Genomic DNA, 13,616 nt, shown 5'->3' on the forward strand with positions numbered 1-13,616 from the left:
CCCCCCGCCCCCCCCCCCCCCCCCCCCCCCCCCCGCTCCTACAGTGATTTCAATGGTCACGCTGCCGGCGCTTCGGCGAAAATAGCCGGATGCCGATGACTCCCCTGCGCAAGGCGCAACTGCAAATCCATTTCTGCGTCCTGCTGTGGGGCGTGACCGCAATCCTCGGCAAGCTGACCACACTGCCGGCGCTGCCGCTGGTGTGGTGGCGCATGCTGATCGTGGTGGTGGCGCTGGCGCTGCTGCCGCGTGTCTGGCGTGGCCTGCGCGCACTCACGCCGAAACTGGCACTGGCTTACTGCGGCATCGGCGCACTGGTCGCGCTGCATTGGCTGACCTTCTACGGCGCGATCAAGCTGGCCAATGCTTCGGTAGCGGCGACCTGCATCGCACTGGCACCGGTATTCACCGCGGTGATCGAGCCCTGGGTGGCACATCGCCCCTTCCAACCCCGCGAACTGCTGTTCGGCATCGCGGTGTTGCCGGGCGTGGCGATGGTGGTAGGCGGCGTCCCGGACGGCATGCGCGCCGGCATCGCGGTGGGTGCGGTGTCCGCCTTGCTGGTGTCGCTGTTCGGATCACTCAACAAGCGCATGGTCAGCCATGCCGATCCGCTCACCGTCACCGCATTGGAACTGGGCGCCGGCACCCTGCTGCTGACCCTGCTCGCGCCCCTGATGCCAATGCTGCTGCCGGCCTTCAGCGGCAACCTGCTGGTGATCCCGGATCTACACGACGCCTCCCTGCTGCTCGCACTGGCCCTGGCCTGCACACTGCTGCCGTTCGCACTATCCCTGGTGGCCCTGCGTCACCTCAGCGCCTATTCGGTGCAACTGGTGACCAACCTCGAACCGATCTACGCCATCGTGCTCGCCGCACTGCTGCTGGGCGAACAGAAGGAACTGGCACCCCTGTTCTACCTTGGCGTAGCGATCATTCTGGGTGCAGTGTTCCTGCATCCGCTGTTGGAGCGGCGGCGGACGCCGCAGACTGAAAGCGGCGACCTGTCTGCACGATAGAGCGGACCGCAACCAGCTACATCGATGCCGTTGCGGTTGCGGCTGCGGCTGCGGTTGCGGCTGCGGCTGCGGTTGCGGTTGCGGTTGCCGTTGCCGTTGCTCGTGATTCTGCCTTTGCTGTTGCCTTGGACTTTGACTTTCCCGGGGCCCCCATCCGCAGCGACGGAGCCAGCGGGAAAAACCCCGCAGGGGCGACGCACATGGATGTGCGTCGTTTTCTGCCGCGGCATGGATGCCGCGTCAGAAAATCCCGCTGGCGGAGTGCACCCGTAGCGCAGCGAAGGGCGCGAGGACTGGGGCGTGCTTTCTTTGGGTCACCTTTCTTTGCACGAGCAAAGAAAGGTGACTCGCTCCGAAGGAGCGAAAGCCTTGGCAGTTGAAGTTGAAGTTGCGGCCATTTCAACGTCAAGAAGCTAAAAGCAACGTCCATGGATCCCCGCCTACGCGGGGATGACGGTAGAGAGATAGTGGGGAACGGTAGAGGACGGATGCGGAAGTCACTGGGTCCCCGCCTGCGCAGGGACGACGGTAGATAGGTCACGACGGAGACTGCCAGCTACCCGCTTTCCTGACACTGACAAATGACACCAACAAAGCCAAGGCCCACCAAGCAAGAGCAACCAGAAATTCCCTAATCGAACAACCGCTCCTGCACCACCACCTCCTCCTCAACCTCATCAAACCCACCCAACCCCACCCCCACCAATCGATACCGCGTCTCCCCAGGCAACTCCACACGCTTCAGCAACGCCTGCGCGATCAACACGAACTCCTCCACCGACTGCGGCGGCCGCTCCGGCGTATGGCTTCGAGTAAGAATGCGGAACGCAGACGTCTTCAACTTCACCACCACCGTGCGTCCCTGACGATCGACACGCCGCGCCGCATTCCAGGTCTTCTCGCCAAGACGCGCGATATGCGGCGCAAGTTCCTCCAGCGGCAGATCCTCGGCGAAGGTGTCCTCGGACGACACCTGCTGCACTTCCTGATGCGGCTGCACCGGCCGCTCGTCGATGCCGCGTGCACGGTTGTAGAGGCCAAGCCCGAAACTACCGAAATGCGCCTGCAACTCCTCCAACGGCCGCTGGCGCAACTCGCCGACCGTGCTGATGCCAAGTGCGTTCAACTTGCTTTCCGCCACCTTGCCGACGCCATGGATGCGCCCGACCGGCAACGGTGTCAGGAACGCTTCGATGCGCGAAGGCGGGATCACGAATTGACCATTCGGCTTGCGCCAGTCCGAGGCGATCTTGGCGAGGAACTTGTTCGGCGCAATGCCGGCCGAGGCGGTCAACGAGGTTTCCTCGAATATCTGTGCGCGGATCAGCTGCGCGATCTCGGTGGCGACGGTCATGCCGCTCCTGGCCTCGGTGACATCGAGATAAGCCTCGTCCAGCGACAATGGCTCCACCAGATCGGTATGCCGCTGGAAGATCTCACGCACCTGCCGCGACACCGCTTTGTAACGGGTGAAATCCGGCGGCACGAAGATCGCATCCGGACACAACCGCTCGGCGCGCACCGCCGGCATCGCCGAGCGCACGCCGTACTTGCGAGCCTCGTACGAGGCCGCACACACCACCGAGCGCGCCCCGCGCCAGGCCACCACCACCGGCTTGCCGCGCAGCGCCGGATCATCACGCTGTTCCACGGACGCGTAGAACGCGTCCATGTCGACGTGGATGATCTTGCGCATCGGGGATGACACCTGCGGTGGCGTATGTTTTCGCGCATCTTACGCGAGCGCGCGCATACTGCATCCGATAGCGGCGGCATCGATGTGCCGCTTCGGCGCCGCACGCCTGCGTACGCTACGCATGAGTACGGATAAAACGTTTGATTGAACGCCGAAAGCTCGTGCACCCTGCGCGCCTTCGACACCTCGCATCCGCAGGATGATCCATGAATCGTACCCACGCGTTCTCGCGCGACGCATTGCTGGCCAGCGCCCGCGGTGAACTGTTCGGCCCGGGTTTCGGCCGCCTTCCCAACGACCCGATGCTGATGTTCGATCGCATCACCGACATCCGTGACGAGGGCGGTCCGCACGGCAAGGGCTACGTGCATGCGGAACTGGATATCCACCCGGACCTGTGGTTTTTCGGCTGCCACTTCATCGGCGATCCGGTGATGCCCGGTTGCCTCGGGCTGGATGCGATGTGGCAGCTGACCGGCTTCTTCCTGACCTGGATCGGCGCGTCCGGCAAGGGCCGTGCGCTGGGCTGTGGCGAGGTCAAGTTCACCGGGCAGGTGCTGCCGGATGCCAGGTTGGTGCGCTACGAGATCGACATCAGCCGGGTGATCAACCGCAAGCTGGTGATGGCGCAGGCCGACGCGCGCATGCTGGTCGATGGCCGTGAGATCTACGCCGCCAAGGATCTGCGCGTGGGTCTGTTCAGCTCGACGGAGGCGTTCTGATGCGTCGCGTCGTCATCACCGGTATCGGTATCAACAGCTGCCTTGGCAACGATCTGGACACTGTGTCGCAGGCATTGCGCGAGAGCCGCTCCGGCATCCGTGCGCTGCCCGACCACGCCGAGATGGGGCTGCGCAGTCAGGTCGGCGGACGGGTCGATCTCGATCTGGATGCGCTGATCGATCGCAAGCTCAAGCGCTTCATGGGCGATGCCTCGGCCTACGCCTACCTGGCCATGCGCGATGCGATCGCCGATGCCGGACTGGACGCGGAGACGGTCACCGATCTGCGCACCGGCCTGATCGTCGGTTCCGGCGGCGGCTCCAGCCAGTGGCAGGTGGAGACCGCCGATCTGCTGCGCACGCGCAACGTGCGCAAGGTCGGCCCGTACATGGTGCCGCGCACCATGTGCTCGGCGGTGTCGGCGTCGCTGGCGACCGCGTTCGGTATCCGCGGCCTGAGCTACTCGCTGTCGGCGGCGTGCGCGACGTCGGCACACTGCATCGGCGCGGCCGCCGATCTGATCCGTCACGGCGCGCAGGACGTGATGTTCGCCGGCGGCGGCGAGGAACTGCACTGGTCGATGAGCGTGATGTTCGATGCGATGGGCGCGCTCTCGACCGGCTTCAACGACCGCCCCGAGGTCGCCTCGCGCCCGTATGACGCACAGCGCGATGGCTTCGTGATCGGCTCCGGTGGCGGCATGCTGGTGCTGGAGGACTACGAGCACGCCAAGGCGCGTGGCGCGCACATCCATGCCGAGCTGGTCGGCTACGGCGTGACCTCCGACGGTGCCGACATGGTCGCGCCATCCGGCGAGGGCGCGGTGCGCTGCATGCATATGGCGATGCAGGGCCTGGAGCGCCCGATCGACTATCTCAACACCCACGGCACCTCCACGCCGCTGGGCGACGTCACCGAGTTGCAGGCGGTGCGCGAGGTGTTCGGCGAGGCGGTACCGCCGTTGTCGTCGACCAAGGCACTTTCCGGTCATTCGCTGGGTGCGGCGAGCGTGCACGAGGCGATCTTCTGCCTGCTGATGCTGCGCGACGGTTTCATCGCCGGCTCGGCCAACATCGAGCAGCTCGATCCGCGTGCGGAAGGTTTCCCGATCGTGCGCGAAAGCCGTGAGGCGAAGCTGGAGACGGTGATGTCCAACAGTTTCGGCTTCGGCGGCACCAATGCCGCGTTGGTGTTCGCGAAGGTGTAGCGCGATTGCGGGTTCGGCGAACGCTTTTGCTGCCTGCTGCTGAAGCAAGCGCGTGCTCAGTCGCGCTTCGAGCACCTTCTCCCGCAAGCGGGAGAAGGTGAGCGGCCGATCATGCTGTTCGAACAACCGTATCGTGGCTCGCCGCCAGCCTGCAGCCCGTCAGTACCGTTTCTTCGCGGCAATTGAGGCCGATGCGCCCTAAGGCTTCTGATCCTTGGCCGCCTTATCTTTGGCCTCCTGCTCCTTGCGCTTCTTTGCCTCCTCCTCGATCAGCTTTATCTCCGCCGGATGCAGAGGCGACCAGGCCACGGGCCCTGCCGTGTTCTCGTGCCACTCCGGATGCCGCTTCGGATTCAGCGCATCCGGAGGCGGCAACTGGCTGTCCATGCGCTCGCCCGGAGGAATCCACGGCGGCGGCGCCCAAGCGCCGGAGGGTTCGGCGGGAAGCGCGGGCGTCCACTCCGGCTGCGGCGGCGCCAACTGGCGCACCAATGCATTGGGAAGCGGCGTCTCCGCCGGCACCGAAACGCCACGCCAGCGCGTGCGCTCGCGGGACCAGGAGCGCGTGCGGTAGTGCGCGTTCCAGTAATCATCCAGGGAAAACTCGATCGTCGGCACCGCTGTTGCGACCGTGCTGCCATCGTCACGTGTATCGAACACGATCATCGCCGCCGATATCCAGCCGCGCTGCTCCTGCCAGCGCACATCGCACCACGACCAATCCGCGATGCAGCCATGAACCTGCAGATCGTCACCGCGCGATATCGATGCTACCTGCGGGTACTGGTGGGATGGGCCCGCACGCAGCGTGGCCGCGCCATAGGCATGACCGCTCTGCTGCGCTATCGCCGGCACGGCCAGCAACAGCAACACCACCGCACTGCATGACAGCCACCTCATCGCGTCCTCCTTGGGGCCGGGCAACGCCGCCGGCCGGTTCCTGATACCCCTGCCGTTCCTTTGTAGCGCGCAAGTACACGCTGCGGCACGACACGCAATGCACGCGATTCAGCTCAGGGCCGGGAAGACAACGACTGTTTTAACGCCGTTGTCCCCGTGCAGACGGCGATTCGACGGCGCTCGGTCCGATCACAACGAAGGTCACCAGACTCCCGTCTATACGGAAGCGACGGGCGGGGCTTGCCCTCGAATCATTACCCCTCTCCAGGCAGGAGAGGGGCTTCATGTCATGAAGCAGGCATCGCGGCCCGTCAGACGGAACCGCTTACACAGGGTGATCGTCCTGCGGCTTGCCGTCGTCACGACGCTGGCCGTCCTGTTTGCGTTGCTGTTGCGGGCGAGCCCCCTGACGGTCGTTCTGCTGCCCCGTCGGCTGTTGCTGCGGAGGGCGCCCTGCTTGCGCGGGATTGGCCGGACGCATGTTCTGATCAGCACGCTGGGGCTGCTGCACCGGACGCTGCTGCTCGGTCCGGCGGTCATGGCCACGATCCTGATTACGATCCTGATTACGATCCTGATCACGATTCTGGCCGCGGTCTTGACCACGGTTCTGATCGCGATCCTGACCTCGGTATCCGTTGTCACCCGGCCGCCCCTGCGGCGGGCGGTTCCCGGCCGAAGGATATGGCTGCTGTTGCGGCCGCCCCTGCATCGGTCGCGGCTGGCCCGGGCGGTACTGCGGCTGACGCGATGGCGGGCGATAGCCGTTCCAGCGATCACGCTCGCGGTACCAGGAACGCTGGCGATAGTGGTCGGACCAGTACGCGCCCAGCGCGAACGCGAGAATCGGCAGACCGATCGACGCGCCGGAGCTGTACACGTCCACGCGTCGACCCGAATAGTCGTATTCCAGCAGGCCTGCGGAGATCCAGCCGCGTTCGCCGCGCCATTGCACGTCGCACCACGACCAGTCGTCGACGCAACCGTAGATATCCACCGGCACGCCACCGGGCAAGGTCGACACGCGTGGATAACCGACATCGGGGCCGGCACGGAGATTGGCGTTGGAGACGGTGTAGCCGGTGCGGGACTGGGCCTGCGCAGTGCCGGCGACCGCCACCGCCGCCAGCAGCACCCCGCAGAAGATCAGGCGCTTCATGTTGTGCTCCTGGATGACCGCAAAGCCCGGCCATTCCGGGCTCCACGATCTAACTCCGCACCCGGGAACGGCAGCGTGAAACCTCAGCCGGCCATGCCGTTGTGGCGCAGCAACGCATCGATCTTCGGTGCACGGCCACGGAAGGCACGGAAGTTCTCGGCCGCGCTGCGACTGCCGCCGCGTGCCAGCACTTCGTGGCGGAAACGCGCACCGGTTTCGGCAGCCTTGGCTGGCGCTTCCTCGAATGCGGCGTAAGCGTCGGCGCTGAGCACTTCGGCCCACTTGTAGCTGTAGTAACCGGCCGCGTAGCCACCGGCGAAGATATGGCTGAACTGATGCGGGAAGCGTGCCCAGGCCGGTGGCATGTTCACCGCGACTTCGGCGCGCACGCGATCCAGCAGTTGCATCACGTCATCCTGCTGTGCATCGAATCCACTGTGCAGCTGCATGTCGAACAGGCCGAATTCGAGCTGGCGCACGGTGAACATGCCGCTCTGGAAATTACGCGCGGCCAGCATGCGATCGAACAGGTTGCGCGGCAGCGGCGCACCGGTATCGACATGCGCGGTCATCGCCTGCACGCGCTCCCATTCCCAGCAGAAGTTCTCCATGAACTGGCTGGGCAGTTCGACCGCATCCCACTCCACGCCGTTGATGCCGGCCACGCCCAGCTCGCCGACACGGGTCAGCAGCTGATGCAGGCCATGGCCCATTTCGTGGAACAGGGTGATCACTTCCTGATGGCGGAACGTGGCCGGCTTGCCGTCACCCCCGCCGCCGAAGTTGCACACCAGATAGACCAGCGGGGTCTGCACGCTTTCGCTCTTGTCGCGACGGTTGCGGCAGTCGTCCATCCAGGCGCCGCCACGCTTGCCCTCGCGGGCGTACAAATCGAGATAGAACTGCCCGACCAGCTTTCCGTCGGCATCGACCAGCCGGTAGAAGCGCACGTCCGGATGCCAGACCGGCGCGCTGTCCTGTTCCACGCGCAGGCCGTACAACGCATGGATCACCTCGAACAATCCGGCCAGCACCTTCGGCTCGGCGAAGTACTGCTTCACCTCCTGCTCGGAGAAGCTGTAGCGCGCCTGCTTGAGCTTCTCGCTGGCGTAGCCGATGTCCCAGGCTTCCAGCGTGTCCAGGTCCAGCTCGTCCTTCGCGAATGCTTCCAGCTCGGCGCGATCGTGCTGTGCATAGGGCTTGGCGCGTGCGGCCAGGTCGTGCAGGAAGCCGAGCACTTCGGCAGGGCTCTCCGCCATCTTCGTCGCGACCGAGTAATCGGCGTAGCTGGCGAACCCCAGCAGCGCCGCCAGTTCGGTACGCAGCGCGAGGATGCGGGCGATGTTGGCGCTGTTGTCGAGTGCCGGATCATCGCCCAGCTCGGAGGCGCGCACCGCACTGGCGCGGTAGACACGCTCACGCAGCGCGCGGTTGTCGGCGTAGCTCAGCACCGGAAGATAGCTTGGCGCCTGCAGGGTGAATTTCCAGCCCGCCTTGCCCTCTTTCTCGGCACCGGCGCGCGCAGCCGCGACTACTTCGCCTGGCAACCCGGCCAGTTCGGCCTCGTCGCTGGCGTCAAAAGAGTCCGCGCACAAGGACGTGCGCTGCTTTTGTGAGGGGCTCACCACATACGACCATGCGTCGGTGGCATCGAGCACGTTCTGCGAGAACTTCGCCGACAGCGCCGACAGTTCTTCCTGGATCTGCGCGAAGCGCGCCTTGTCGGCCTCGCCCAGTTCGGCACCACCGAGGCGGAAGTCACGCAGCGCGTTCTCCACCACCTTGCGGCGCGCGGCGTCGTAGCCGTCCCACTCGGACGATTCGCCCAGTTGCTTGTACTGCGCGTACAGCGCCAGGTTCTGGCCGAGCGCGCTGCCGAAGCGGCTGACCTTGGGCAGGTTGGCGTTGTAGGCCTCACGCAGTTCCGGGGTGTTCACCACCGCCTGCAGGTGCGATACCTGGCCCCAGGCGCGATACAGCCGCTCGGTGGCGTCGTCCAGCGGCACCACGAAACCATCCCAGCTCACCGGCGCGAGCGTCTCGGCGTGCTTCACCGCGGCTTCGGCTTCGGCCAGCAACTGGTCGATCGCCGGGGCGACGTGTTCGGGACGGATCGCGTCGAAACGCGGCAGGCCGGAAAAATCGAGCAGGGGATTGGTCATGGTGTTCTCGGGAAGTCGGTCCGATGCGGATATGGCGTTCATTCCAGCGCGGCGCAAGGCAGTGTCGGCAGCGGCCCACCGGCTACTGCTACGGCAATGGCGTCATCGTTCTCCACGATCGGAATGCCGCGCTGCAGGTACCAGTCACGGTTGTAGTAGCTGTGCGCGTAGCGCTCGCCGCTGTCGCACAGGATGGTGACGATCGAGCCGTTGCGGCCTTCATCGCGCATGCGCGCGGCCGCGTGCAGCACGCCGACGAAGTTGGTGCCGGTCGAGCCGCCCACACGCCGGCCCAGGGTCGCGCTGACGTGGCGCATCGCCGCCAGCGACAGCGCATCGGGCACCTTGATCATCGCGTCCACGCAGTTGGGAATGAAGCTGCGCTCCACGCGCGGACGGCCGATGCCCTCGATCCGCGAACCGCCGGTGATCGCCAGGCTCTCGGTGTCCTCGCCGGCCAGCGCGCGGCGGTAGCCGTCGAAGAACACCGACACCTCCGGGTCCGCGCACAGGATGCCGGTGGCGTGGCGGCGGTAGCGCACGTAGCGGCCGAGCGTGGCGGCGGTGCCGCCGGTGCCGGGACTGCAGACGATCCAGGTCGGGATCGGGTGCGGCTCCTCGGCCAGCTGCTTGAAGACCGATTCGGCGATGTTGTTGTTGGCGCGCCAGTCGGTGGCCCGTTCGGCGTAGGTGAACTGGTCCATGAAATGGCCGCCGGTCTCGCGTGCGAGCTGCTCGGAATCGGCGTTCAGGTCGCAGGCGCGCTCGACCAGATGGCAGCGGCCGCCCTGGAACTCGATCGCGGCGATCTTTTCCGGCGAGGTACTGGCCGGCATCACCGCGATGAACGGCAGGCCGAGCAGGCGCGCGAAATACGCCTCCGACACCGCGGTCGAGCCGCTGGAGGCCTCGATCACCGGCCGCCCTTCACGCAGCCAGCCGTTGGCCAGCGCGTACAGGAACAGCGAGCGCGCCAGACGGTGCTTGAGGCTGCCGGTCGGATGGCTGGACTCGTCCTTGAAATACAGGTCGATGCCCGGATAGCCCGGCAGTTCCATCGGGATCAGGTGGGTGTCGGCGGACCGGTTGAAGTCCGCCTCGATCTTCTGGATGGCGTTGGCCACCCACTGGCGTTGCGACATGGGGAGCAAAAGGTGCGGGAACGTGGTGATTCTACGCCCCTGTGGCGGCCGGTCATGGGGCCGGTGCTATCCTTTCCGCCGCGTTCATCCAGCCCGGTCGCCCGTGCCCTCGATCCTGCTCCGCCTGCTGCTGTGCCTGTGCCTGGTCGTCAACACGACCGGCGGCGCGTGGGCGGCGAGCGGGATGGCAATGCCGGCGCCCGCGCAGGCCTCCAGTGCGCCCTGCCACGATGCAGCGATGACCGGCATGGCCGCGATGGCCGATGAACACGCCCCGGCCACCCCGCATGACGCGGCCGGCCAGAAGCACGACAGCTGCTGCAAGAGCGGCAGCTGTGACTGCCTGCAGCATTGCAGCGTCACGCTGGCGCTGCCCACGTCGATCCGCCTGCCAGCCCTCCGCGCCTCGCAGCCGAGCTGGGCGCTGCACGATCGCCACGGCGATCCGGCCCCGTACCGGCCAATCCGACCTCCCATCGCCTGACATGGCATCGGCGCGATGATCGCGCCAGCTCTTGTAGGAGGGACTCTGGGTGGCCTCGGGCCATAAGTCCCGACGCTTTGTCCCCGGATAAAGCCCCGTCGGGACTCAAGTCCCTCCCACAGTCCATGCTTTCGAACATTCGACCTGGGCTGCCGATGCTGCAGTACGGGTCATGGAGCACACCATGTCATCCGATTTCTTCGAGCGCCCGGCCCTGCCCGGCCGCCGCCGCTTCGTCCAGGGCCTTGCCGTCGGCGGGGTCGCGATCAGCACCGGCCTGTGGCGTCCATCCGCATTCGCCAGCGGCCAGCAGGCCGAAGTTCCGGTACTGCGGGCCACCGAGCTGGCCCTGAGCATCGGCACCCTGCCGGTCGATTTCACCGGCCGCGCCTGCCAGGCCATCACCGTCAACGGCTCGCTGCCGGCGCCGACATTGCGCTGGCGTGAGGGCGAGACGGTCAGCGTGCGTGTCGCCAACAGCCTGCGCGACGCACACAGCTCGATCCACTGGCACGGCATCCTGCTGCCGGCGAACATGGACGGCGTGCCGGGCATGAGCTTCGACGGCATCGCGCCGGGCGAGGCGTACCAGTACCGCTTCCAGCTGCGCCAGTCCGGCACCTACTGGTATCACAGCCACTCGATGTTCCAGGAGCAGGCCGGGCTGTACGGCGCGCTGATCATCGATCCGATCGAACCACCGCCATACCGCTACGACCGCGAGCACGTGCTGCTGTTGTCGGACTGGACCGATCTCGATCCGGCCGCGCTGTTCCGGCGGCTGAAGAAGATGCCGAGCTACGACAACCTCTACCAGCGCACCGTCGGCGACTTCCTGCGCGATGCGCGCGAGGACGGCCTGCGCAGCACATTGGCCGATCGCGGCATGTGGGGGCGGATGCGGATGACGCCGAGCGATCTGTCCGACGTCAACGCGAACACCTACACCTACCTGCTCAACGGCACCACGCCGGCCGGCAACTGGACCGGCCTGTTCCGTCCCGGCGAAAAGGTGCTGCTGCGGATCATCAACGGTTCGGCGATGACCTACTTCGACGTGCGCATCCCCGGACTGAAGATGACCGTGGTCGCTGCCGACGGCCAGTACGTGCACCCGGTGACGGTGGACGAACTGCGCATCGCCAATGCCGAGACCTATGACGTGATCGTCGAGCCCATCGGCCAGGACGCCTTCACCATCTACGCGCAGGACATGGGCCGCACCGGTCACGTGCGCGGCACGCTGGCGGTGCGTCACGGCCTGGAAGCGCCGGTACCGGCGAACGACCCGCGTCCGCTGCTGACGATGCAGGACATGGGCCACGACATGGCGTCCCACAGCGGCCACGACATGAGCGCGATGAAGGGCATGGAAGGTGGCTGCGGCGCCAACATGGCCAAGGGCATGGACATGAGCGGCATGAACATGAGCGGGATGGATCACACCGCGCATGCGATGCCGGCGATGGCGAAGAAGACTCCGCAGCATCCCGCCAGCGAAGACCGCAATCCACTGGTCGACATGCGCAGCAGCGCCAGCTCGCCGCGCCTGGATGATCCCGGCATCGGCCTGCGCGACAACGGCCGTCGCGTGCTCGCCTACGCCGACCTGCGCAGCCTGTTCGACGACCCGGACGGCCGCGAGCCCGGTCGCGAGATCGAGCTGCACCTGACCGGACACATGGAGAAATTCGCCTGGTCGTTCAACGGCATCCCGTTCGCCGGCGCCGAACCATTGCGACTGAACTACGGCGAGCGCCTGCGCATCGTGCTGGTCAACGACACGATGATGTCGCACCCGATCCATCTGCACGGCATGTGGAGTGACCTGGAAGATGCCGACGGCGCGTTCCAGGTACGCAAGCACACGATCGACATCGCGCCCGGCACGCGCCGCAGCTACCGCGTGCGCGCCGACGCACTCGGCCGCTGGGCCTACCACTGCCACCTGCTCTATCACATGGAGTCGGGGATGATGCGCGAAGTGCGCGTGGAGGAACGCGCATGAAGACCAGCCTCCGAACGAACGCGTTGGCCACGGCATTGCTGTTCGCGCTGGCGCTGCCGGCGTTCGCACAGCAGCAGGCACACGATCATGCGGCGATGCAGATGCAGGATGCCGATGACGGGCAGGACAGCGGCACGCAGACGGAACCGGCATCCGAGGACGGCATGCAGCACGCTGCATCCGGTCACGATGGAATGGATCATGCCGCGATGGACCACGGCTCGATGGACCACGCCTCGATGAAGCACGACGCGATGGATCACGCGGCAATGGGGCACGCCTGCATGGATCATCCAGCGATGAGCGACGCAGCCACGCAGCCGCGCGAACCGATCCCCGCCATCACCGATGCCGACCGCGCCGCCGCGTTCCCCAACCTGCACATGCATGACATGCATGCGCCCGGCCTCAATTCCTATGTCCTGCTCGATCGACTGGAAGGCTGGAATCGCGACAGCGGCAACGGACAGGCGTGGGAAGCCAGCGCCTGGGTCGGTGGCGACATCAACCGGGTGTGGCTGCGCAGCGAGGGCGAACGCGAAGGTGGTCGCACCCATGCCGCCGATCTGGACGTGCTGTACGGCCACGCGATCTCGCCGTGGTGGGATCTGCTCGCCGGTGTGCGCCAGCAGTTCCGGCCGGACGGCAGCACCTGGGCCGCCTTCGGCGTGCAGGGCCTGGCACCGTACAAGTTCGAGGTCGCCGCCACGCTCTACTTCGGCGAGCGCAGCGACAGCCTGCTGAAGCTGGAAGCCGAGTACGACGTGCTGCTGACCCACCGGTTGATCCTGCAACCGAAGATCGAGACCACGTTCGTGCTCAGCGGCGATGCAGCGCGTAGCGACGGCGACACCGCCGAAGCCGGATTGCGCCTGCGCTACGAGATCACCCGTCGCTTCGCGCCCTATATCGGCTGGGAACACGAACGCCGCTTCGGTGATGGTGCCGATGTGGCGCGCGAGCACGGCGAGCCCGTGCGCGAGAGTCGGTTCGTGGCGGGCGTGCGGATCTGGTTCTGAGCCAATCGCATCGCCCTCGTAGGAGCGGCTTCAGCCGCGATGGGGCATGTCTCTTCTCCACCTCTGACACTGCCGACGAATGTCCAGCAGTGTAGAT

At 66.1% G+C, this 13,616-nt stretch carries 11 protein-coding genes; 6 read left to right on the forward strand and 5 right to left on the reverse strand.

Features of this window, described 5'->3' with window-relative positions; genetic code table 11:
- Positions 1 to 89 precede the first annotated feature (89 nt).
- Positions 90 to 1,019 carry a DMT family transporter gene (locus AC3WJE_RS20200; protein WP_493732632.1) on the forward strand — a complete coding sequence of 310 codons (930 nt, stop codon included), beginning with the start codon at positions 90 to 92 and terminating at the stop codon, positions 1,017 to 1,019.
- Between the two features lie 631 nt (positions 1,020 to 1,650).
- On the opposite strand, the gene dinB is transcribed toward AC3WJE_RS20200, so the two are convergent.
- Positions 1,651 to 2,715 carry a DNA polymerase IV gene (gene dinB, locus AC3WJE_RS20205; RefSeq protein WP_493732633.1) on the reverse strand — a complete coding sequence of 355 codons (1,065 nt, stop codon included), beginning with the start codon at positions 2,713 to 2,715 and terminating at the stop codon, positions 1,651 to 1,653.
- Positions 2,716 to 2,921: 206 nt separating this feature from the next.
- Between dinB and fabA the strand changes: the two genes are divergently transcribed.
- Together fabA and fabB are read left to right on the forward strand one after the other, a co-directional pair.
- Complete coding sequence (fabA, locus tag AC3WJE_RS20210; RefSeq protein WP_493732634.1) at positions 2,922 to 3,437, forward strand: 3-hydroxyacyl-[acyl-carrier-protein] dehydratase FabA; 516 nt, start codon at positions 2,922 to 2,924, stop codon at positions 3,435 to 3,437.
- Entirely contained in the window at positions 3,437 to 4,645 is a 1,209-nt protein-coding gene (gene fabB, locus AC3WJE_RS20215) for a beta-ketoacyl-ACP synthase I (protein ID WP_493732635.1), read from the forward strand. Before fabA ends, fabB begins: the two co-directional genes overlap by 1 nt.
- A 198-nt stretch (positions 4,646 to 4,843) precedes the next feature.
- Here fabB and AC3WJE_RS20220 read toward each other — a convergent pair whose 3' ends face one another.
- The 4 genes from AC3WJE_RS20220 to AC3WJE_RS20235 form a co-directional block, all read right to left on the reverse strand.
- A complete protein-coding gene (locus tag AC3WJE_RS20220) occupies positions 4,844 to 5,545 on the reverse strand; it encodes an SH3 domain-containing protein (RefSeq protein WP_493732636.1) in 702 nt (233 codons plus the stop codon).
- 325 nt (positions 5,546 to 5,870) lie between these two features.
- Positions 5,871 to 6,704 (reverse strand): SH3 domain-containing protein, encoded by an 834-nt coding sequence (locus AC3WJE_RS20225; protein ID WP_493732637.1) that lies wholly within the window; start codon positions 6,702 to 6,704, stop codon positions 5,871 to 5,873.
- A gap of 83 nt (positions 6,705 to 6,787) precedes the next feature.
- Positions 6,788 to 8,866 (reverse strand): M3 family metallopeptidase, encoded by a 2,079-nt coding sequence (locus tag AC3WJE_RS20230; RefSeq protein ID WP_493732638.1) that lies wholly within the window; start codon positions 8,864 to 8,866, stop codon positions 6,788 to 6,790.
- 38 nt (positions 8,867 to 8,904) lie between these two features.
- Complete coding sequence (locus tag AC3WJE_RS20235; protein ID WP_493732639.1) at positions 8,905 to 10,008, reverse strand: PLP-dependent cysteine synthase family protein; 1,104 nt, start codon at positions 10,006 to 10,008, stop codon at positions 8,905 to 8,907.
- Positions 10,009 to 10,111: 103 nt separating this feature from the next.
- Between AC3WJE_RS20235 and AC3WJE_RS20240 the strand changes: the two genes are divergently transcribed.
- The 3 genes from AC3WJE_RS20240 to AC3WJE_RS20250 all read left to right on the forward strand — a co-directional run bounded on the left by AC3WJE_RS20240 (position 10,112) and on the right by AC3WJE_RS20250 (position 13,519).
- Positions 10,112 to 10,492, forward strand: a complete 381-nt coding sequence (locus AC3WJE_RS20240; protein ID WP_493732640.1) for a CopL family metal-binding regulatory protein — start codon at positions 10,112 to 10,114, stop codon at positions 10,490 to 10,492.
- 184 nt (positions 10,493 to 10,676) lie between these two features.
- The gene (locus AC3WJE_RS20245) at positions 10,677 to 12,500 is read left to right on the forward strand and encodes a copper resistance system multicopper oxidase (protein ID WP_493732641.1); all 1,824 of its coding nucleotides are present in this window, start codon (positions 10,677 to 10,679) and stop codon (positions 12,498 to 12,500) included.
- On the forward strand, positions 12,497 to 13,519 hold the full coding sequence (locus AC3WJE_RS20250) for a copper resistance protein B (protein WP_493732642.1): 1,023 nt from the start codon (positions 12,497 to 12,499) through the stop codon (positions 13,517 to 13,519). Before AC3WJE_RS20245 ends, AC3WJE_RS20250 begins: the two co-directional genes overlap by 4 nt.
- Positions 13,520 to 13,616 lie beyond the last annotated feature (97 nt).

This window comes from Pseudomonas sp. GW821-FHT07E12, from assembly GCF_058986605.1.

Bases quoted from the DNA above. Each gene is read 5' to 3' on its own strand.
- AC3WJE_RS20200 (WP_493732632.1), top strand. From the start codon at position 90: ATGCCGATGACTCCCCTGCGCAAGGCGCAACTGCAAATCCATTTCTGC.
- dinB (WP_493732633.1), bottom strand. From the start codon at position 2,715: ATGCGCAAGATCATCCACGTCGACATGGACGCGTTCTACGCGTCCGTG.
- fabA (WP_493732634.1), top strand. From the start codon at position 2,922: ATGAATCGTACCCACGCGTTCTCGCGCGACGCATTGCTGGCCAGCGCC.
- fabB (WP_493732635.1), top strand. From the start codon at position 3,437: ATGCGTCGCGTCGTCATCACCGGTATCGGTATCAACAGCTGCCTTGGC.
- AC3WJE_RS20220 (WP_493732636.1), bottom strand. From the start codon at position 5,545: ATGAGGTGGCTGTCATGCAGTGCGGTGGTGTTGCTGTTGCTGGCCGTG.
- AC3WJE_RS20225 (WP_493732637.1), bottom strand. From the start codon at position 6,704: ATGAAGCGCCTGATCTTCTGCGGGGTGCTGCTGGCGGCGGTGGCGGTC.
- AC3WJE_RS20230 (WP_493732638.1), bottom strand. From the start codon at position 8,866: ATGACCAATCCCCTGCTCGATTTTTCCGGCCTGCCGCGTTTCGACGCG.
- AC3WJE_RS20235 (WP_493732639.1), bottom strand. From the start codon at position 10,008: ATGTCGCAACGCCAGTGGGTGGCCAACGCCATCCAGAAGATCGAGGCG.
- AC3WJE_RS20245 (WP_493732641.1), top strand. From the start codon at position 10,677: ATGTCATCCGATTTCTTCGAGCGCCCGGCCCTGCCCGGCCGCCGCCGC.
- AC3WJE_RS20250 (WP_493732642.1), top strand. From the start codon at position 12,497: ATGAAGACCAGCCTCCGAACGAACGCGTTGGCCACGGCATTGCTGTTC.